General features: G+C 36.4%; 19 protein-coding genes. 10 read left to right on the forward strand and 9 right to left on the reverse strand.

Annotation, left to right across the window (positions count from 1 at the left end):
- Position 1 precedes the first annotated feature (1 nt).
- The 3 genes from ACKVEV_RS16460 to ACKVEV_RS16470 all read right to left on the reverse strand — a co-directional run bounded on the left by ACKVEV_RS16460 (position 2) and on the right by ACKVEV_RS16470 (position 2,895).
- On the reverse strand, positions 2 to 709 hold the full coding sequence (locus ACKVEV_RS16460; protein WP_409367371.1) for an amino acid ABC transporter permease: 708 nt from the start codon (positions 707 to 709) through the stop codon (positions 2 to 4).
- Positions 710 to 823: 114 nt separating this feature from the next.
- On the reverse strand, positions 824 to 1,693 hold the full coding sequence (locus tag ACKVEV_RS16465; RefSeq protein WP_409367372.1) for a transporter substrate-binding domain-containing protein: 870 nt from the start codon (positions 1,691 to 1,693) through the stop codon (positions 824 to 826).
- Positions 1,694 to 1,725: 32 nt separating this feature from the next.
- The gene (locus tag ACKVEV_RS16470) at positions 1,726 to 2,895 is read right to left on the reverse strand and encodes an acyl-CoA dehydrogenase family protein (protein WP_409367373.1); all 1,170 of its coding nucleotides are present in this window, start codon (positions 2,893 to 2,895) and stop codon (positions 1,726 to 1,728) included.
- Positions 2,896 to 3,163: 268 nt separating this feature from the next.
- On the opposite strand from ACKVEV_RS16470, the gene ACKVEV_RS16475 reads away from it, so the two are divergent.
- Entirely contained in the window at positions 3,164 to 3,910 is a 747-nt protein-coding gene (locus tag ACKVEV_RS16475; protein WP_409367374.1) for a hypothetical protein, read from the forward strand.
- Positions 3,911 to 4,025: 115 nt separating this feature from the next.
- On the opposite strand, the gene ACKVEV_RS16480 is transcribed toward ACKVEV_RS16475, so the two are convergent.
- Complete coding sequence (locus ACKVEV_RS16480; protein WP_409367375.1) at positions 4,026 to 4,400, reverse strand: VOC family protein; 375 nt, start codon at positions 4,398 to 4,400, stop codon at positions 4,026 to 4,028.
- A 237-nt stretch (positions 4,401 to 4,637) separates the two neighbouring features.
- On the opposite strand from ACKVEV_RS16480, the gene ACKVEV_RS16485 reads away from it, so the two are divergent.
- The gene (locus ACKVEV_RS16485; protein ID WP_409367376.1) at positions 4,638 to 6,587 is read left to right on the forward strand and encodes a methyl-accepting chemotaxis protein; all 1,950 of its coding nucleotides are present in this window, start codon (positions 4,638 to 4,640) and stop codon (positions 6,585 to 6,587) included.
- 50 nt (positions 6,588 to 6,637) lie between these two features.
- On the opposite strand, the gene ACKVEV_RS16490 is transcribed toward ACKVEV_RS16485, so the two are convergent.
- Positions 6,638 to 7,060: a VOC family protein gene (locus tag ACKVEV_RS16490; protein ID WP_409367377.1), complete on the reverse strand. Its 423-nt coding sequence runs from the start codon at positions 7,058 to 7,060 to the stop codon at positions 6,638 to 6,640.
- Positions 7,061 to 7,352: 292 nt separating this feature from the next.
- Here ACKVEV_RS16490 and guaC point away from each other — a divergent pair, with 292 nt between their 5' ends.
- Entirely contained in the window at positions 7,353 to 8,336 is a 984-nt protein-coding gene (guaC, locus tag ACKVEV_RS16495; RefSeq protein ID WP_402927396.1) for a GMP reductase, read from the forward strand.
- Positions 8,337 to 8,704: 368 nt separating this feature from the next.
- Here the strand turns inward: guaC and ACKVEV_RS16500 are convergent, their stop codons facing one another.
- Entirely contained in the window at positions 8,705 to 8,929 is a 225-nt protein-coding gene (locus ACKVEV_RS16500) for a phosphate-starvation-inducible protein PsiE (RefSeq protein ID WP_409367378.1), read from the reverse strand.
- A 263-nt stretch (positions 8,930 to 9,192) separates the two neighbouring features.
- Here ACKVEV_RS16500 and psiE point away from each other — a divergent pair, with 263 nt between their 5' ends.
- The gene (psiE, locus tag ACKVEV_RS16505) at positions 9,193 to 9,657 is read left to right on the forward strand and encodes a phosphate-starvation-inducible protein PsiE (protein WP_409367379.1); all 465 of its coding nucleotides are present in this window, start codon (positions 9,193 to 9,195) and stop codon (positions 9,655 to 9,657) included.
- Here psiE and eis read toward each other — a convergent pair.
- A complete protein-coding gene (gene eis / locus ACKVEV_RS16510) occupies positions 9,654 to 10,910 on the reverse strand; it encodes an enhanced intracellular survival protein Eis (RefSeq protein ID WP_409367380.1) in 1,257 nt (418 codons plus the stop codon). The genes psiE and eis overlap by 4 nt on opposite strands.
- A 251-nt stretch (positions 10,911 to 11,161) precedes the next feature.
- Here eis and ACKVEV_RS16515 point away from each other — a divergent pair, with 251 nt between their 5' ends.
- Entirely contained in the window at positions 11,162 to 12,169 is a 1,008-nt protein-coding gene (locus tag ACKVEV_RS16515; protein ID WP_409367381.1) for a hypothetical protein, read from the forward strand.
- A gap of 251 nt (positions 12,170 to 12,420) precedes the next feature.
- Complete coding sequence (locus tag ACKVEV_RS16520) at positions 12,421 to 13,563, forward strand: SpoIIE family protein phosphatase (RefSeq protein WP_409367382.1); 1,143 nt, start codon at positions 12,421 to 12,423, stop codon at positions 13,561 to 13,563.
- Positions 13,564 to 13,662: 99 nt separating this feature from the next.
- Here the strand turns inward: ACKVEV_RS16520 and ACKVEV_RS16525 are convergent, their stop codons facing one another.
- Both ACKVEV_RS16525 and ACKVEV_RS16530 read right to left on the reverse strand, forming a co-directional pair.
- Positions 13,663 to 14,523: a CheR family methyltransferase gene (locus tag ACKVEV_RS16525; RefSeq protein ID WP_409367383.1), complete on the reverse strand. Its 861-nt coding sequence runs from the start codon at positions 14,521 to 14,523 to the stop codon at positions 13,663 to 13,665.
- Positions 14,524 to 14,530: 7 nt separating this feature from the next.
- Positions 14,531 to 17,278, reverse strand: coding sequence for a CHASE3 domain-containing protein (locus ACKVEV_RS16530; protein WP_409367384.1), 2,748 nt, complete (start codon positions 17,276 to 17,278; stop codon positions 14,531 to 14,533).
- Positions 17,279 to 17,640: 362 nt separating this feature from the next.
- On the opposite strand from ACKVEV_RS16530, the gene ACKVEV_RS16535 reads away from it, so the two are divergent.
- The 4 genes from ACKVEV_RS16535 to ACKVEV_RS16550 all read left to right on the forward strand — a co-directional run bounded on the left by ACKVEV_RS16535 (position 17,641) and on the right by ACKVEV_RS16550 (position 20,374).
- Positions 17,641 to 18,831, forward strand: coding sequence for a M14 family metallopeptidase (locus ACKVEV_RS16535; protein WP_409367385.1), 1,191 nt, complete (start codon positions 17,641 to 17,643; stop codon positions 18,829 to 18,831).
- Between the two features lie 148 nt (positions 18,832 to 18,979).
- A complete protein-coding gene (locus ACKVEV_RS16540) occupies positions 18,980 to 19,309 on the forward strand; it encodes a PadR family transcriptional regulator (RefSeq protein WP_340821646.1) in 330 nt (109 codons plus the stop codon).
- Entirely contained in the window at positions 19,306 to 19,713 is a 408-nt protein-coding gene (locus tag ACKVEV_RS16545; protein WP_409367386.1) for a permease prefix domain 1-containing protein, read from the forward strand. Before ACKVEV_RS16540 ends, ACKVEV_RS16545 begins: the two co-directional genes overlap by 4 nt.
- 1 nt (position 19,714) lies before the next feature.
- The gene (locus ACKVEV_RS16550) at positions 19,715 to 20,374 is read left to right on the forward strand and encodes a hypothetical protein (RefSeq protein WP_409367387.1); all 660 of its coding nucleotides are present in this window, start codon (positions 19,715 to 19,717) and stop codon (positions 20,372 to 20,374) included.
- Position 20,375 lies beyond the last annotated feature (1 nt).

The raw sequence follows: 20,375 nt of genomic DNA on the forward strand, positions 1-20,375 counted from the left end.
CTTACGTTGTTTCTAATGTTCTTTTCCCTTTGCCAAAAAACTTTTCTAACATAGCAAAGAATTTTTCAATAACAATGGATAGCACCCAATAAACAATTGCCAGCGCAATATAGATTTCTAATGCATGCGCATTAATATTACTAGCAATAATTAAGTTGGCTTTGCCGACAATATCGATTAAGCCAATAGTGTAAGCTAACGCCCCCTCCTGTAATAACGCAATCATGCCATTTCCGAAGTTCGGCAATGCAATAACGAGTGCTTGGGGGAAAATAATACGGCGGTACGCTTGGAATGGCGTTAAGCCAACACTGACAGCCGCTTCATACTGTCCCTTGTTAATCGCCAAATATGCAGATCTAATAACTTCTGACATAATGGCAGCAAACTGCAATGTGAACGTTACGACAACGAAGAAAGCTGTTTCAATCGCATGAAGATTTACACCAACGTTTTCTGCTAATGCAGGTACCCCGTAATAGACAAGGAATAATAAAACGATGGATGGTGTACAACGCATAATTGTTGTATATAAATTCGCTAGTTTTTGTACTATTTTTATTGAACTTAACTTGGCAGCAGCTAATAACAAGCCGAAAAATGTACCTAATACAATGGAAGAACCTGCAACTAAAAACGTTACTTTTAAAAACGGCAATAATAAGGGAATAGCGTTCCAAATGTACGATGCATCAAAATATTTCTCCATTTCCTCACCAACTTTATCAATGTCTTCACTAAAGGCAGCTTTGAAACAACGCCTTCATTCTCCGTTTATTAAGAAAGACTGCTGAGTATCATGACTCAGGCAGCCTTTAAGAAATTATCGATTTACGTTTTCTAACACTTCAAATAAATCACGGCCATAAAATTCTTTACTTAATTCACTTGTTTTCTTTTGCTCTTTAATTTGGGCAATCGCTTTATCGTAAGCATCCGCAAATTCTTGTTCTTTTTTATTGAACAATGGCCATGTTTTAATTACTGCAAATTCGTTGTAAACTACTTCATCTTTTAAATTATGATAAGCGCCATCATCCGCTAATACTTGCTGCTTAAATGGCCCTTCAATCATCACACCACCATCAACGCGCCCTTCATTGACCCATTGCACAACATCGACAGTAAATGCATCTCCCGCTTGTAATTTTACTTGGTTGTTAGGATTTGCTTTGTTGTACTCATCGATAATTGTATACTGGGCATTGTTTGCAGCTATCGGCGCCAATGAATAACCTTTTGTTGCAAAATCAGCTAAAGATTTTACACCTTCATCTTCTTTACGAAGCACCAAGCCTGCGCTACTTAACCCTAAAAACTCTTTAGGGAAAATGAACTTCTCTGTACGCTCCTGCGTAAAGAATGCATTTTTCACACCTACTTGATATTTCCCTTGCTCTACTCCGATTAGTAAATCATCGCTTGTAGTTCCTACGTATTCAAACTTATACTCTGGTAATAATTCATCTACCAGCTTCATTACTTCCACATCATAGCCTGTTGGGTTACCCTTATCGTCGATATAGCTAATTGGCTTAGAAGCTTGATCGTATGCAACCTTTACAGTACGAACTTTAACCCCATCTTCTGTTTCATTTTTCGATGCTTCACCAGAGCTGCATCCTGCTAAAATAGCTAGTGAAGCTAACCCTACTGCCGCCAATTGAAATAATTTTTTTTGTTGTTTGAACATATGTCATTTCCCCTTCATTACAAGTGATTTTATTATTCAAGTTCCGTTAATTTTTGTTGCTCAATAGCAGCAGCCGCTAGTTTTAGTATTGTCATATCATCCATTGGCGGGTTATGTAACCCTGCACGAACATTGCGATAATAACGTTGTAGTGGATTCGTAAGCTGTAAACTTTTTGCGCCAACGACACGCATCGCCTTATCGACGATATCAATCGCACTATTTGTCACCGTATGCTTGGCAACCGCCATTTCATTCGTTAAAGTGTCACGTCTCGCTGGGTCATCATAAGCCTCTGCTACCCCATAAAGTACAAATCTTGCCTGATGAAGCTTTAATTCAATGTCTCCTAATAACTGCTGTACATTTGGCAATGTACTAATTGGAGCATTTAAACTATTTGGTTGATGATGATTCGCAAAATGTAACGCATAATCTCTCGCTGCTTGCGCAATCCCTAAGTATGTTGCAGGGATATGTAAAATCCAGCCGTTAATTTTGGCACCGCTAGGATGATTCGGCAGTTCTACTAAATGATTTTTAGAGACTAAGACATTTTTTAACACTAAATCATGACTGCTCGTGCCTCGCATTGCAGACATTTCCCAGTTTTCTTCAATTGATAGACCCGCTACATCTTTATGAATAAGGAAGAAGCCAATTTGCCCCTTTTCTTCAATCCATGCAGAAGTTAAGAAATAATCGAGTACAGGTGATGCGGTCGTAAATATTTTACGGCCATTTAATAACCAACCATCATTTGTCGAAACAGCATTTGTTCCAGGGCGTCCTCCTCGTGTTGGACTACCAGTTGCTAACTCACTGACAGCTCGATTGATAATCGCGCCTTTTTGTACTTCTAGCGCAAATTGTTGGAGAATATCTTCTGCCCACAGTTTCTTGTCATATATCTCACCAACAACGCCCAGTGTCCATCCGAGAGAAAGCGAGGCGTTTTCGTCATAACTCGCAAGTGTTTCTTGCACGAGTACCATATCGTAAACAGATAATCCCTCGCCGCCATATTGTTTTGGCAATGTTAGTTTCGGATAGCCAATTTGCAATAGCCGCTTATGTGCCTCAAATGGGAAGCGCGATTGCTCATCGACTTCCACAGCCTCCGCTTTAATAGACTCCGCAATGGATGCAAGCTGCCCTAACCAGTAACGCTGGCGCTCCGTTTTAATAAATAACTCTTTCACGAAAATCTCCTTCTTCCCAATTTATATAAAACATATATATTTACTAAGAATTAATAGTGTAAAAAAATCTCTATCTACAATTCGTAGTGAGATTACCTTTCGTACTGAATTTTCTGATTCATTGACATTATGATACTTTCAACATAGTGAATTGTCAATGGGCTAATTACAAGTTTTTTTGTAAGAATTATAGGTATTCGTTTTTACATTGTTTTATGCACCAAGCTGTATTCAAAACATATGCTAACACTAAGAAAGAGGTGTATAAATGACCAATCCTAATCATTCGTCTATCAATACTGTTAATATCGCACAGATGACTCCTCAAATTATTCAAACAAAATTTGGGGATATCAACGGTGATGGCATGTTTGAAACCATTTTTTTAATGGGTACTAAAACACCCGATAGCCCGCTATGGAAAAACATTACGCTCGTTATTTTTTACGGACAAACACGACAATTTGAACAACTTGCGCTAAAAGAAAACGTTGGCTATAATCCAACCATTTTTCTTGGTGATTTTACCGGAAATCATCTAGAGGATATTCTTGTTATTTCTGATACTGGTGGCAGTGGCGGCATTATTAATGGTGAAATCTTTTCCTCAATCAACGGAACAGTACGTTCAATATTTGATACAGAAACATTTAATAATAAACGAACATACGCTGTTCATTACTTAAACAATTACAAAGCATCCGTGCGCAGCTCGAATCCTAAAAAACAATATATTATCGATTTACAATATAAAGGCCCAGAATATTTAGCGGAAATTTACAATAAAGATGGCACATTAAAGCAACCGATTGAAGGTTGGGTTGACCCTATAAGTGGGTTATATCCAGTGGATTACGATCGTGATGGCACATATGAGCTATTAGCCTATCAGGAAATAGCGGGCAGATATCATGCGGATGGTTTAGGGTATGTTGAAAATATTTTGAAATGGAATGGGCAAGAATTTATCGTTGACCGACAAACGGTAGCCATCTACGGGGAGGATTTAACATAAAAAAATCCGCGTACATTTCAGTGAAAACAACAAAAGACAGTTAGCCTTAAGTTGCGCTCTTTTGAAAGCAAGGCGGATGTGAATAGGGCATGTTTAAAATATCCCTATTTATAGGTTACTTTTCAACTAAAGCGAAGTAATTATTTTCGTGATCGGCAAAGTTAAATACTTGGCCAATTGGCATCGACACTAAGTCCCCCACTTTAATTCCTTTCGTTTGGAAATCCTGATACATCTCTGTTATGTTATCGGCGTAGAACATAATAGAAGGAGTTCCTAAATTTAATTCAGGCTGCATTTTAGCAATCACTTCTTTATTGTGTAGTACAAATGACGTTTGCGCATTTTTCGTAGGAGCAATTTCAATCCAGCGCATTCCTGCTTCTGTCGTATCGGCCACTACCACAAAGCCAATTTTATCAGTCCAAAACGCGACCGCAGCATCTTGATCATTTACATATAACATTACTTGTCCAATCTGTTGAATCATGAAAAATCCCTCCTCTTCTAAACAATAGTATACAACAAATACTAAATTTATATGTCAGTTAGCCAGGATTCTTTATAAGGTGAAACCTAATGATTTACTATGTTTATGATAATTATCTAAAAATAAAAACTACAAGACTTAACTTTTCATTTATTTTTGTTAAAATGAGCTAGTCGTCTATTATTTTCCTTCTCGGGAAAACTATAGAACAATAATATTATAGTGAGGATAACAAACGTGACAAAACTAAGTTTACGAAAAAAGCTCATTTTTTCATTCTTAGCAATCCTTCTCATCCCTACATTGTTAATTGGTATCATCTCTTACCAAAGTGCGGAGAAGCAAATTTCTAAGGAACAGCAAGCAAGTGCGACCGAAAGTATTCGAATGCTGGATACGAATATTACAGGTACTATTAAACCAAAGATTGAAGATATTCAATATTTCACAAAAAAAATGAATCAATCCTATTTACAAGAAAGTAAAGTGCCTGCACTGAAATCACTTTTACAAGAATACGTAAATATGCACCCAGAGGTTGAGCTTGTCTATATCGGCACTAGCGAGGGTAAGATTATCGATGAGCCCGTACAACAATATGCAAGTGACTTTGATCCGCGTACAAGACCTTGGTATAAACAAGCATTATCTAATAAGGATCAGGTAACGATAACAGCCCCCTATACGTCACAGGCTTCGGGCAACATGGTTATTACGATTACACAAGCTTTACCAGATGGTTCGGGTGTCATCGGTTTAGATCTTAATATCTCTACACTAAGTGACATTACAAATGATATTCATATCGGAAAAACGGGCTTTGCTTCCCTTTTAGATAACAATAAAACTTATATTACCCAGCATGATAAAGAAAGTGGTTCTGAAGCAACTGAAAGCTATATTTCAAAAGTTTATGAACAAGACAGTGGGACGATTGTAGAAAAAGATAAACAACTACAATTTTTGACTAATGACATTACCGGTTGGAAAATTGTCGGCACAATGTTTTCAGCTGAAGCAACAAAAGCCGCAGCCTCAACATTTAATATCAACTTAATAATCATTGTCGTTTCGATTATTGTTGGCGTAATATTTATGTTGCTGATGATAAAATCCATTGTCAATCCGATTAATCGACTTAAGCATAGCGCAATTACCATTAGCGAAGGCGATTTAACGGAATTTATCGAGATTCATTCCAAAGATGAAATCGGTCAGCTTAGTGAAGCTTTCGTTGCCATGAAAGTTAATCTAAAAAAACTTATTCGCAATGTTGATCAAAGCGTGCAACATGTGCAAGTATCGGCGCATGGCTTATCCGCTAATGCAGAGCAAAATATCGCATCTTCAGAACAAGTGGCACAAGCGATGCAACAAGTTGCCATTAGTGCAGAAAGACAAACAACAGGTAGCGATCAAAATGCGATTTCTATTGAAGAAATTGCACAAGGAATTGTTGAAGTAGCAGATAGCGCCATGCAAGTGACAGATCTTTCTAGCCATGCGATTGTGCAAGCAGAAGAAGGCGGGCAATCTGTTGAACGTACGGTTAACCAAATGAATTCAATTAATGCATCCGTTACAGAATCAGACAGAATGATTAAGTCCCTTTATGATCGCACAAAAGAAATTGGTTCTATTTTAGAAATTATTAGTGCTATTTCAGATCAAACGAATTTACTCGCTCTAAATGCTGCGATTGAGGCTGCCAGAGCAGGCGAGCATGGCAAAGGTTTCGCTGTAGTGGCTGATGAAGTAAGAAAATTAGCTGAGCAATCACATGAATCGGCAGAGCAAATTTCTTCGCTTATTACAGGGATACAACAAGATACTGCTAAATCGGTTGAAACGATGGTCAAAGCCTCTTCAGATGTCCAGGAAGGCCTAAAGTTATCAGCAGATACAAGTGAAAAATTCGCTAGTATTACAGAAAGCTTGCGAAATATTGCTCCGAAAATGGAAGGGATCTCTGCTTCTGCTCAAGAAATTTCAGCCGTAGTGGAGGAAGTGACAGCTACTGCGATTGAACTTTCAGACCACGCAAAACTAAATGCTTCCGCTTCCGAGGAAGTTGCTGCATCAACGGAACAAACATTGTCCTCTATGCAGGAAATGACTGCAGCAGCCAAAGCTTTACTCGATATGGCTGACGAATTGCAAAATTTTGTAAGCCGTTTTAAATATTAAAAAAAGCACGATGAACAAAGGGTTTCCTCTGTTCATCGTGCTTCTCTCTATTATTTCGCTTTTTCTTCATGGCTAATCTGCCACTCAATCCCAAACTTATCTGTAAGTGAGCCGTAACATTTACTAAAAAATGTTTCTTGTAGCTCCATCGTTACTTTACCGCCCTCTTTAAGTCCCTCATATGCTTGTCGTAATTGCGCTTCATCGTCTGAAACAACCGCTAATGTTACGTTATTGCCGATTGTATATGGTGAACCCGGGAATGTATCTGAAAACATTACCGTACTCCCCCAAATGGATAGACGCGTATGCATAACAAGATTTTCAGTACCTTCAGGTAATGGATGGTTTGGATCACGCGGTGCATCACCAAATGTCATAATTTCAGGTTTTTCCGTATGAAACACTTGCTCATAAAATGCTACTGCTTCTCGACAATTGCCATTAAAAATTAAATACACCTCTACTGCCATTTACACCACTCCTCTGCCTTTTGTGAAACAATACTATTGTACTTAGATTAACAACGATTAGCTAGTTTTATTAAAAGCAAATCATGAATAGTTTTGGCTTTTTAGATTACATATTATACTTTCAAAAAAAATACTAATTTTTTAGTTTTAAACACTTTCCTGTCTCGTCATGCATATTTTTTATTTATTTTGATAAAATCTTTGACTTTTCATTAAAAATCATGTAAATTACCAAATGGCGAACAATTTAAAACAAACGTTTAAAAATATTCGTATTTTAGGAGTGTATATAATGGATAACGTATTTGACTATGAGGATATTCAACTAATTCCCGCAAAATGTATTGTAGAAAGTCGATCACAATGTGATACATCTGTTACTTTAGGTGGACATAAATTTAAATTACCTGTAGTTCCTGCTAATATGCAGACTATTATTGATGAAAATATTGCAGCTAAACTAGCTGAAAACGGTTACTTCTATATCATGCACCGTTTTAATCCTGAAACTCGTATTCAATTCATTAAAGATATGCAAGGCCGTAACTTAATTGCTTCAATTAGTGTCGGTGTTAAAGAAGAGGAATATGCTTTTGTAGAAGAGTTAGCAGCTGCTAATTTAGTTCCTGAATTTATTACAATCGATATTGCACATGGTCATTCAAATGCTGTCATTCGTATGATTCAACATATTAAAAAACATTTACCAAATAGCTTTGTTATTGCGGGGAATGTTGGTACACCTGAAGCTGTACGCGAACTTGAAAACGCTGGTGCAGATGCAACGAAAGTTGGTATTGGACCAGGTAAAGTTTGTATTACAAAAATTAAAACAGGTTTTGGTACAGGTGGTTGGCAGCTTGCCGCACTACGCTGGTGTGCAAAAGCAGCAACTAAGCCAATTATTGCAGATGGTGGTATTCGTACAAATGGCGATATTGCAAAATCAGTACGTTTCGGTGCTTCAATGGTTATGATCGGTTCTTTATTTGCAGGTCATGAAGAATCACCAGGTCAAACGATTGAAATCGATGGCAAATTAGTAAAAGAATACTTCGGCTCTGCTTCTGAATTCCAAAAAGGTGAGAAGAAAAATGTTGAAGGTAAAAAAATGTTTGTAGAGCACAAAGGTAGCCTACAAGATACGTTAACTGAAATGCAACAAGACCTTCAATCTTCTATTTCTTATGCTGGTGGTACTAAGCTAGAAGCTATTCGAAATGTTGATTACGTAATTGTTAAAAATTCAATTTTTAACGGCGATAAAGTTTACTAAGTTTTATTCGCCCGACAAATTAACAATAAGCCCATTGGGTTAAAAAGGAAAAGTGTTAGATTGACTGCTATCAATCTAACACTTTTTCTGTTATGACGTTGGTGTCCGCTATGGCAGCGCTTTTCCCGCAGGAGTCACTACCTTCGCTACCATCAACTAGGTATGCTTTTTATTTTTTAAAGAATAGCAAAGGCTAGGTTCATTTTGCATAAAGCGGATACACTGTTGTTTGCTATGTGGGAATGTCCGCTTTTGCTTGTAGTTGCCAAAGCTGACTATTAAAAAGCAAGCTCCGACACTAAAAACATAGTGTTGAGCTTGCTCGTTTTACATACATGCGATGATGTACTTTTTGGTTTAAATAGTTTTTACAGCTCGTTGATTACTGCATGTAAAGTTTCTTTTAGTTCTGCATCATGGTCTGCAAGCTCAACAAGGTTTCCTAAGCGCTCACGTAATACAGGACGTTCAATGATTAATTTTTCATCAAGTACTTTTACTAGTAATTCAATAATAAGACGGTCACGAACATTTAACGCTTCTTCCAAACGCTCTGGTGTAATTTTCGCATCTTTTTTTGCTGCATTTGCCATTTAAAAAACCCCTTTTATTTTATATTCATGCACATCTATTTTAGCATAACGCCAAATTTTTTTAAAAACTTTCTTTTACAATACTATACAGTAATTTACAGTATTACGTATTCCATGTTTACGTTGACATGTTATATTCAATAATATTAATAAAATACACGAAATAGTAACAATTATTTTGGCAGTCACGATTCTCTTTCGAATGTTTTATTCATATCCTATAAAATAATTATTATTTTTAAATAAGAAAATGGAGGGATATCATGAGCCAAAAGCATACGACGTATCTACAACTTGTAAAAGCTGTTCCTAAATCTTTACAATTATTTCTTAACGTATGCCTTGTATTGTTAGCACTTATATTAGCTTTCCTACTAATGAAAGAACTAATTGAATTTGTAAATATATTAATACTTGGAGGGACTAGTGATTATAAACTTTTCCTCGCCAATATTCTTATTTTCTTTTTGTATTTTGAATTTATTACGATGATTATTAAGTACTTTAAAGAGGATTATCATTTCCCTCTAAGATACTTTATCTATATAGGAATAACAGCGATGATTCGATTAATTATCGTTGAACACGATCATCCTATTAACACTTTAATCTATGCTCTCATTATTTTAATATTAATCGTCAGCTATTTTATTATTAATATTACCCCATTAGAAAGACCTGTTCGTTCATCGCTATTAACGAAAAAAGATACGCATGATGCACGTTAGAATGCTGTCACACATGTTGGCTTTTCATACACATAGAACAGTTTGTGCAATGCCTGTAAATACTCGTTATCACTTATTTTGACCTTGCCAAGCATAAATAGCTCTTGCATTGTGACAACACCCATCAGCATCGAAGAAAGCTCCGCAATATCAATTAGCATTTCTACATCATAGCTATCGTTTTCCAGCAACTCTAGATAGCCGTCTACTACCTTGAGCATAAAAGATTGATTATTTTCTGCGATTAGTGAATCACTAACAGTCAGCTTAACTGTTAAATCGCTATTATTAAAATGATGTGCCTTTAGCTCTTGAAAAAAACCTTTCACATTGATAATCCGATACATTAAACCAATGCCTGCAACAGAACTGGCATGATAGACACTTGGAATTAAATGATCCGATCCATTACGGACATCACCTAAAAAGAAATGCATATGGTCATCTTGTGTATTCCATTCAATACGCTGTACCTGATCTGCTTGACTATTTAAAAATGTACTAAGCTCTAATAAAGCATCTGGTGTTTCATATAAAAACTCTTTTATTACGATGTTATTTCGCATAAAATTGCTGTCACTTTGCTTTTTAAATGCAAACACTATATAGCCTTCTATTAAACCGTCCTTGTCAACTGCAATAATATAGTTTTGTGGGTTATTAAAAATCGCCGATAGCTCTGACGCCGTTTTGATAAACATGCCATGCCTTTTACGTGCTATTCTGTTATAACACGCTGCCAGCTGATGTTGATGTTGTGCGTTTAAATATTTAAGATGCTGTTTTGTAGGCCCTTTCGGAAAACTTGAAGGTTCTATTAAATATTGGTGCATTGTCGGTCCATAACCAAAGCCCATCTTTTTATAAAAATCAGGTCTAAAAGGATACAAAGCAACGATGTGGACATTTTTTTGTAAAAATATTTGATAGAAATAATCGATGAGTTCTTTCGCAACCCGCTCTTTTTTATGTAGTAAGTCAACAGCAACTTGACCTACCCCACCAACGGGAATTATTTTTGAAAAGAAATTCATCTCAAAATCATGGACGCGCATACACCCCAATAAGTCGTTGTCCTCCCATAGCCCATAATAATTGATAGAAGGCTCGTTGCTCATGTTATGCGTAAAGACTGATCGTAAACGCTCCTTTGTTTGTTGAGACGCTTCTACTACCCCTGGATAGGCTGCCATTACAATATTTACGTACTTTATTATTTCTTCTTCCTGCATTAATTTCTTTACGATTCGCATTTACACCCTCCTATAACAGTACTATTTTGCTTAAAGTCCAATTGCGTTTACATGAATTGCAACGCCCATTAATAACATATATTACCACACAGCTATACATACTGTATGATATAGGTAAGCAAAATAAAAATTTCGAGCAGGAAGCACTCAAGCAAGGGAACTATTAGCGTGTTTCTGAGAAGTGTAAAACTTTTTACTATTTTAGTGCCGTTGCGAAGACTACATACATGAACTAAGGGAGGATGACAACGTTGGATCTGATTGATGCCTATATTGATGAAGTGATTAGAAGGCTAGCGAAAAATAAACAAGATGCTATTAAGCATGAGCTAAAATCAACAATTGAAGAAATGTTACCGGACGATTATTCAGAACCAGAGGTAAAAGAAGCACTATTAAAACTAGGCGATCCTGCACAGCTTGCGCTGAGCTATCAAGATGGCCCTCATTATTTAATTGGTCCTCAAATGTACAGTTCCTACATGCAGACCATCAAATTAATTATTCCTTGGGCAATACTTATTACATTGATTGTTCACCTTGTAAAAAGTATATTGTTTTATCCTGGGGATGAAAGTCTATTCATGACTATTATTCACGCAGTAGTCATTACCATTACCAACATGTTTGAAGTAGTGATACAAGTACTTTTCTGGGTTACGATTGCTTTTATTGTCATGGAACGTTATCGCGGGGCTAAAACTTATTTCCCCTTTATAAAAGAAGGCCAAGACTGGACACCGGAAGATTTAAAGAAACTGACTGTCCGTAAAAAGAATCATATACCAATCAGTGATATTATCTTAAGCCTTTTTGGAATCGCTATTTTTACATTTTTTTATTTTAATGCTTCCCATCTTATCGGCATATACTCATCGGATGATCGAAGTGGCTTACGATTTGTCATGCCTATATTCAATCAAGATATCCTCTTATCCTTTAAACCCGTTATTTTATGTTGGATTATCATTAGCATTGCCTTAACACTTTATAAATGGAAAGTTAGAAAGTGGACAATGCCAATTGCTATAACAAGTACCGTGCTTCAATGTTTTGGCGTTATTGTTTTTATTGTCATGGCGAAACAACCTGATTTAATCCATAGTGCGGCAATCCCTTATATGGCGGCTATTTTGGAGACTACCTCTGCAAAAATGATGTTTTCTCTAGATCGCATACTATTCGTCTGCATCGCTATTGCCATTGTAGCAAGTGTATTTGATATTTACAGTGGGTTTAAAAAAGCCAAAGTTCAGTAAACGAATAATAAGAAAGTTTGACTATTTCTCTATTTTGTCATTTTTTCACTATTCATTAATGACTTTCACCTATAATACACCTAGTCCTCTCTTATTAAATAGAAGCTAATTCTCTAGTAAAATATAACTTAAATTCTTCAAAACACCGTAATTCTCTAATGTTATGTATAATATTGATGGTAAGCGTATTTTTAAATACAATTTATAATCTGCATATCATCAATGTTCAAGCAGAATAAGGGGTAAAAACTATGACAATTCTTCTTGTGGATGACAATCAAGTCAATCTATTTGTAATTGAAAAAATTTTAAAAAATGCAGGTTATGATAACTGTGTTTCTCTTTCATCAGCTTATGAGCTTTTTGATTACCTTCAGTTAGATGCTAAAAATCCTGCAGGTAGTTCTGTAGAGTTAATATTATTAGATATTATGATGCCTGAAATGGATGGTATAGAAGCTTGTAAGCGCATTAAACAAAATGACAATTTAAAAGATATTCAAATTATTTTCGTAACGGCATTAGAAGATAAAAACAAACTAGCAGAAGCGCTCGATATTGGCGGGGTTGATTATATTACAAAACCTATCAATAAGACCGAACTACTTGCTAGAATTCGTGTTGCACTCAGATTGAAGGCTGAATTAGATTGGCATACAATGCAAGAAGCGAAAATCCAAAAGGAACTCGATTTAGCGACACGTGTACAGCGCAGTTTACTAAGTACACCTATCCATGAAGATAATATTCAAATCGAAGTTTCGTACCTTCCATCCTCTAATTTAGCTGGGGATATGTACTATTGGTATAAAATTAACGATCACCGCTATGCGGTTATTTTGCTTGATATGATGGGGCACGGTATTTCTGCAGCACTTGTATGTATGTTTATTTCATCTGTGCTAAGAGAAGCTGTTAAACAGCTTGTAGAACCCGAGTTGGTTATAAAAGAACTAAACCGATATATGGCCATTCTACAAAACACGAAAGAAGAAAATATCCATTACTTTACAGCTATTTACATAGTGATTGATACTGAACAAAAAACAATCGAATACGTAAATGCCGGCCACCCTTCTGGATACGCACTTGTTGATGACAACACATTAGTTCCGTTAAATCAAGGAAGCTGTGCTGTCGGCTTTTTTGATGAAATAAAGGTGCAAAAGCAACTCATCAAATATCAAAAAGATGTGCAAATCGTTTTATATACAGATGGTGTGTTAGAAGCGATGGGACCATGTGAAATAGAGTCCGAAAAACAATTACAAGCGCTCGCTTCTAGTAAATGGGATTATAGAAAATGTCTTATTGATAATTTGCTTCCAAAAGAAAAGCAAGCAAACCAATCCGACGATATGTGTGTATTAATGATTCAAGCACAGGCTATGTAAAAAAGAAAATCCGCATACACTTTTGCCGGAGACATGCATTAACATCATGTCTGCGACGAAAAGTATAGCGGATTTTTTTATTTGTTGATAGCTAGCTTATTAATTAATTTTTTGATAAATTTTTTCCATACATACAACTTCTTTATACTTCGAAATAATACTTTCATAGCGAAGCGTTTCCTTATCTCCTAAGCATAAAAAGCCATTTTCACTTAGACTATCGTAAAACAAATGATGCACTTGACTTTGTAATTCAGGCGTAAAATAAATTAAAACATTTCGGCATACAATGACGTGAAATTCATTAAACGATTGATCCGTGACTAAATTATGCTGTGCAAAAATAATATTTTTTAATAGTTCCGGATGGAAATAAGCATATTGATAGTCTGTTTTATAGTATTCAGAAAAAGCATGACTACCACCCGCAAGCATATAATTTGTCGTATATGCCTGCATTTTTTTTATTGAGAAAGCTCCCTTTTTGGCCTTTTCTAACACATGCTCATTCATATCCGTTGCGTAAATGACCGCCCTATCAATTAGTCCCTCTTCTTTTAGCAAAATAGCCATTGAATATACTTCTTCGCCAGTTGCACAGCCAGCATGCCATATGCGAATTTCAGGATACTGTTTTAAATACGGTACGACTTCTTTGCGAAACGCTTTAAAAAAGCTAGGGTTTCGAAACATTTCCGTGACATTAATTGAAAAATCATTTAAAAGCTGCTCTAAAAAATCTTCTTCATGTATGACCTTTTCCAGTACACGAGATATCGTTGGTATATTACTAACCCTCATTCGATTGTAAATTCGACGAGAAATAGAAGAGCGATTATATTGTCGAAAATCAAAACCGGATAAACGATAGACAGCTTCAAGTAATAACTCAATTTCCATATTAGCATGCTTATTTAATTGTTGCTTTAGCTCTATATCATCTTGGAATTGATCATCCATATCTCATTCAACTCCCTTTAGAAACTAGCCATACGCGCAATACCGATACTAACTGATCTAAATTTAATGGCTTACTAATATAATCAGAAGCCCCTGCCTCTAGCGATTTGTCGCGATCGGTTTTCATTGCTTTTGCTGTTAAAGCGATAATCGGTAAATCGGTAAGATTCATTTTTGTTCGAATAATAGACATCGTTTCATATCCATCCATATTTGGCATCATAATATCCATTAGAATAAGATCGATGGCGTTATTCTTCTCCATTATTTCTAAACATTCTAAACCATCTTTTGCAACGAGGATATTCATGCCTCGATTTTCGAGAGCTGCTTTCAAGGCATAGATATTTCGATAATCATCATCTACAATTAAAATATTTTTCCCTTGGAATACTTCTACTTCCTGTGGGGAAACTGGACGGCTTTCATTTACTTGCTTCTGCACTTCCTCAATTGTCTCAGGTACTTCGATTGTAGCTACAACTTCCTCATAAGCAACGTCGATCACTGTTTCATTTAAGCCATTAGGTAAACTTGGAATGGTAAGCGTGAAGCTACTGCCTTTCCCTTCTTCACTTTGTAGCGTAATCCATCCACCGAGTAATTTTGCAAATTCCTTACAGATAGTTAACCCTAACCCTGTTCCACCATATTTGCGTACAGTGGCACCATCTGCTTGCTGGAACGATTCAAAAATGAGTTGATGCTTGTCCTTTGGAATACCTATACCTGTGTCGGACACTTTAATTTCAAGCCATTCTGCACTTACTTCTTGCATATTGGTTGTTAACTGTCCATGGTCAAGCTGTTTAATATCTACATGGACATAACCCCGCTCTGTAAATTTCAATGCATTCGATAGTAGATTTTTCAAAATTTGTTGGAATCTCTTTTCATCTGTATAGAAAATATCCCCAACATTATCTGCTTTTGATATGTGTAACTCTAGATGTTTTTTCTTCGCTACCGGAGCAAAGATTTGCTCAATTTGCTGCGGCATTTCACTCATATTCACTTCATCGAAAATAATATCGATTTTCCCGGCCTCAACTTTTGATATATCTAAAATATCATTAATCAATGCTAGTAAATCTTCACCAGAAGAATGGATAACTCTTGCAAATTCCATCTCTTCTTCCGTTAAATTATTATTGCCATTCTCAGATAACATTTCAGATAAAATTAAAATGCTATTTAATGGTGTTCGTAATTCATGAGACATATTGGCTAAAAACTGAGATTTATAATTAGAATGTAAGACAAGTTGCTCAGCACTATCTTCTAATTCTTTTTTCGCTTTCTCTAATTGTTGCGATTTCGTTTCAGCCTCTTTTGATCTTTCTTCTAGCTGTTCATTAATCATCGTCAATTCTTCTGTTTGCATTTGTAATTCTTCTGATTGCGTTTGTAGCTCTTCCGATTGTACTTGTAATTCCTCTGTCATCGCTCTTGATTCATTAAGTAGTCGTACAATTTCCATGCGACCTAAAATACTATTAACCGTTAATCCAAACGTTTCAATAACTTGTTTTACTAATTCTTGATGAAGCACTGTGTAGCTAGTCATTGTCGCTAATTCTGCAACAGCTATCACTTCATCCTCAAATATAATTGGGAAAATAAAAACACTCTTCGGTGGCGCTTCACCTAAACCTGTTCCGATAACACGATACTCTTTGGAAATATCATGATTAATGAACATTCGTTTTTCAAGCGCACACTGGCCAATTAAGCCTTGTCCGAGTTTAAATTGTTCAATGCCAACATTATCGCCAGCATCAGCAAATGCTGCTTTCTTTACAAAGACTACATCGCTATTATGCATCTCACGCACATAAAATGCACCGAAAGTAGACTGCGTCTTGTGCGCCATTTCTGCAAGAAAAGTTTCTGCCAATTTTGTAATCGCCGAAACCCCTTGATATTTCGTCACAATTTCAGCGAGGTTCGCTTGCAACCATTCTCTGCGCTCAAATGCATCTAACAACTCGTTTGTAGCATTGGCGAGATCATTAATTTCGTCATTGGTTTTAACATGAATTCTTGTTCGATAGTTTCCTTTTGAAGCCGCCATTTCCTTAATTGTTTGTGTGACTTCTTTCATTGTTTTAACGATTGAGCGTGAAATCCCACTCGCAATGATAATTGAGATAAAAGATACGAGCACTAGTATGCCGAATAAGCCTGTTGTTAACTTACTGTTCCTTTGATCCAATTGCTTCGCTTTATTTTGCGTAAAGGTATTTTCATCAGAACGGAAAGCATCAAACTGATTGCGCATCGTCTCCATATCTTTGCGACCAACATCTACTTTGAAAAACTCATTTATTGCTTCTGTGTTATTTTCTTTTTTAAATTGTATAGTTGGTTCACCTGAAGTGGAAATCCATTGTTCAATCGTAACTTTAATCGCATTTAACTTCTCTTGTTGGTTCTCTCTATTTTCTAAAAGCTGATGGAGTTGATCAAAATCAACCTTCCAATTTTCTTCCGCTTTATAATAAGGCTCTAAATAGCTTGAATCACCGGTAATTATATAGCCTCGTTGGCTCGTTTCCATATCTAAAATATACTTTTCAATACGATTAGTAAGTGTTTGCACTTGAGAATCATATTTAATGATGAAATTTCTTTCCTTTTGTAAGGAAGTAATTTGATTATTTAATATGATCACTGATGCAAGTAAACATAGAATAATAACTATATAACCAAGGATAATTTTTGCACGTATACCTATTTTAAAATTTTTATACATTGCATACCCTTCCTTTTGTTTGTCATATTAGTATATTACCAGTATAATGCTGGAATTTAAACTAGCAGAAAAAGTTGGCATTGTACATGTTTAGCTGATTTACTGAGGCCAATCCTTGATGAACCCCCGCGCGAAAGGATTTTTGCTAATTCGAAATGAGTCTATATTCTCTATTGCTTTTTAAAAATAAAGTTTGACTATTACTGTTGAATGCCATTGTGAGTGCGCAGCATATTGCGTCCCCGCATTTACCAGAAAAATTCAGAATTGTCCCGAAATTGTTTGGGTGCCTGGCACTATATTTTGACACAATCTCATATACATCTTATAGCGAACACTTTTGAGATAAGGAGCGATAAATTGTGGACATCTTTGTAAGGCCCGGTGATTCACTGTGGTATTTCAGCGAGGTATTTAAAATACCTCTTCAATTAATTTTAGATTCCAATCGAAGCATCAACCCGCAACGACTTCAAGTGGGCCAGCGCATTCAAATCCCTGGATTTTTGACGTCTAGCTATGTAATCAAACAAGGCGATTCTTTGTGGCAAATTGCGCAAAAGCAAAATGTACAGCTCGATGCAATTTTACTCGCGAATCCTGGTATTACGCCAAACCAACTACAAATTGGCCAAACAATTCAAGTCCCTCAAAGACTTATTTGGCGGCTTGTAGATGGCAAACAAAATTACGACTACGATATGATGATAAGTGATATTAAAAAGCTTCAAGCAGCTTATCCGTTTCTTCAAAACAACTCCATCGGTCCTTCTGTTTTGAATCGCCAAATACCTGAAATTTTAATTGGCAATGGCTCCAAGCGCGTTCATTATAATGGTTCATTTCACGCCAATGAATGGATTACAACACCAATTATCATGACATTTCTAAACGACTACTTACTCGCACTAACAAATCAAACAACTATTAGAGGGCTCTCTATGGGGCCTCTTTATGCACAAACAATACTTTCAATCGTGCCAATGGTTAACCCTGATGGCGTCAATTTAGTTATCAATGGCCCGCCGGATAATGAAGCACTCAAAAATAAACTCATTGCTTGGAACAATAACAGCACCAATTTCTCCGGATGGAAGGCAAATATTAATGGCGTCGATTTAAACGACCAATTCCCTGCAAAATGGGAGCTAGAAAGTGCTCGCAACCCTCAAGCGCCAGGACCACGGGATTATGGAGGAGAAGCACCATTGACCCAGCCCGAAGCCATTGCTATGGCCGATTTAACAAAGAGAAGTAATTTTGCTTGGGTTTTGGCTTTCCATACGCAAGGCAAAGTAATTTATTGGGGATTTGAAAATCTTGAACCGCCCGAATCACAAACAATGGTAGAGGAATTTAGCCGTGTAAGTGGTTATGAGCCTGTTCAATCAGCAAATAGCTATGCGGGCTATAAAGATTGGTTTATCCAGGACTGGCGCAGACCCGGGTTCACAGTGGAGCTAGGGAGCGGTACAAACCCGCTTCCACTCAGTCAGTTCGATGACATATACCAACAAGCGCTAGGGATTTTTTTAGCCGGATTATATTTATGACAACGAAGTCGATAATGCAGGATGCTCTTCCTGTGCTATCGGCTTTTATATTTTTTCTAAAAAGTACCATTAATTACTTTGACAGATAGAGTAATCTTTGCTAATATTACTCCATCAGATAGAGCAATAAAGGTTAAGTAGGTGACTTATGGTTCGAAGTGACATTATCCGCGGTCATTTGGATTCGATTATTTTACGTCTCATTTTAGAAAAAGATCGATACGGCTACGAAATTTCCCAAGAAATAAGCGTCCGTACAAATAATCGTTTTCAAATTAAAGAAGCAACTTTATACGCAGTATTTCAACGTTTAGAAAAGAAGGAAGTAATTGAAGCCTATTATGGCGATGTCTCGCACGGAGGAAAAAGGAAGTATTACCGCATTACCTCATTAGGCAAAGCTTATTTAAGTGAGCTTGTAAAAGAGTGGACAGAAGTAAAAGAAATTATTGATTTATTTATGGAGGGCTTAGAATGAAAAAAATCAAACATCATATTGATGAGCTGTTTAAAGACATGCCACGCAATAACGAAACAGAAATGGTGAAACAGGAAATCATCGAAAATCTCGAAGAAAAAGTATTTTATTTAATGGAGCAAGGAAAAGAAGAAGAGGATGCCATCAATAAGGCAATCGTTGAATTTGGCGATATCGAAGACCTCAAAAAAGAATTGGGCGTAAAAGCGCCGGAAAAGAAAAGCATGGCAAAGTTAAATTTAGAATTTTCCTTATGGGGAAGTGGCTTAATCACAGCCTTCTTTATTTTTATCAATCTTTACTACACCCCAAATACTATTTGGGCAATCTACCCGATTTTCGCAATACTATGGTGGCCACTGTCAATGTATTTTGTATGGTCACGTAAGAAATGGAGCGAGTAATATGAAGCATTATATTAGCTTTTCTGTAGTCGGTAGTTTGATGACAATGCTGTTTTTAGGCATTGTTAATTATTCAACAACGCCACACACGATATGGTTTATTTACCCTTGCTTATTGTTGTTGCTATGGCCTATCACTTTATATTTCATGTCCAAAAGGCTTTATAAGCAATACGCTGTCATTTGCAGCGCCATGGTTATTGCATTCCTTATCATTGAAAATTTATTGTATTCACCACAACATTTATGGTTCATCTATGCCATTTATCCAATCGTCTGGTGGCCCATTTTAATGTTTTTAGAGGAGAAAGCAAAATCATTGAACATTGCATTGATTGGCTGTGTAAGTACAATCGTCTATTACGCCATCATCAATATGCTTCTTTCCCCTCAATACCCTTGGGCAATCTACCCTGCATTTTTAGTTATATGGTGGCCCTTATCACTGTATCACGCTCAGAAAAAAACATTTGTTGCCTTTTCGGTTTATGCGAGCATACACATCAGTATCTTTTTTATTATCGTCAACATCGTTTCCTCACCAAGAGTCATTTGGGCTATCTATCCCATCTTCGTAGTCCTCTGGTGGCCACTTAGTATGTATTTTTACGTGCATAAAAGAAGACTTTATAAAAGCTCTACAACAGTGAAACATTACTAAG

The sequence above is a fragment of the Lysinibacillus sp. 38-6 genome, from assembly GCF_046245175.1.
Taxonomy (GTDB): domain Bacteria; phylum Bacillota; class Bacilli; order Bacillales_A; family Planococcaceae; genus Lysinibacillus.

What these genes read in the sequence shown, in the direction of transcription:
- ACKVEV_RS16460 (WP_409367371.1), bottom strand. Translation starts at nt 709, where the DNA reads ATGGAGAAATATTTTGATGCATCGTACATTTGGAACGCTATTCCCTTA.
- ACKVEV_RS16465 (WP_409367372.1), bottom strand. Translation starts at nt 1,693, where the DNA reads ATGTTCAAACAACAAAAAAAATTATTTCAATTGGCGGCAGTAGGGTTA.
- ACKVEV_RS16475 (WP_409367374.1), top strand. Translation starts at nt 3,164, where the DNA reads ATGACCAATCCTAATCATTCGTCTATCAATACTGTTAATATCGCACAG.
- ACKVEV_RS16480 (WP_409367375.1), bottom strand. Translation starts at nt 4,400, where the DNA reads ATGATTCAACAGATTGGACAAGTAATGTTATATGTAAATGATCAAGAT.
- ACKVEV_RS16490 (WP_409367377.1), bottom strand. Translation starts at nt 7,060, where the DNA reads ATGGCAGTAGAGGTGTATTTAATTTTTAATGGCAATTGTCGAGAAGCA.
- guaC (WP_402927396.1), top strand. Translation starts at nt 7,353, where the DNA reads ATGGATAACGTATTTGACTATGAGGATATTCAACTAATTCCCGCAAAA.
- ACKVEV_RS16500 (WP_409367378.1), bottom strand. Translation starts at nt 8,929, where the DNA reads ATGGCAAATGCAGCAAAAAAAGATGCGAAAATTACACCAGAGCGTTTG.
- psiE (WP_409367379.1), top strand. Translation starts at nt 9,193, where the DNA reads ATGAGCCAAAAGCATACGACGTATCTACAACTTGTAAAAGCTGTTCCT.
- eis (WP_409367380.1), bottom strand. Translation starts at nt 10,910, where the DNA reads ATGCGAATCGTAAAGAAATTAATGCAGGAAGAAGAAATAATAAAGTAC.
- ACKVEV_RS16520 (WP_409367382.1), top strand. Translation starts at nt 12,421, where the DNA reads ATGACAATTCTTCTTGTGGATGACAATCAAGTCAATCTATTTGTAATT.
- ACKVEV_RS16525 (WP_409367383.1), bottom strand. Translation starts at nt 14,523, where the DNA reads ATGGATGATCAATTCCAAGATGATATAGAGCTAAAGCAACAATTAAAT.
- ACKVEV_RS16530 (WP_409367384.1), bottom strand. Translation starts at nt 17,278, where the DNA reads ATGTATAAAAATTTTAAAATAGGTATACGTGCAAAAATTATCCTTGGT.
- ACKVEV_RS16540 (WP_340821646.1), top strand. Translation starts at nt 18,980, where the DNA reads ATGGTTCGAAGTGACATTATCCGCGGTCATTTGGATTCGATTATTTTA.
- ACKVEV_RS16545 (WP_409367386.1), top strand. Translation starts at nt 19,306, where the DNA reads ATGAAAAAAATCAAACATCATATTGATGAGCTGTTTAAAGACATGCCA.
- ACKVEV_RS16550 (WP_409367387.1), top strand. Translation starts at nt 19,715, where the DNA reads ATGAAGCATTATATTAGCTTTTCTGTAGTCGGTAGTTTGATGACAATG.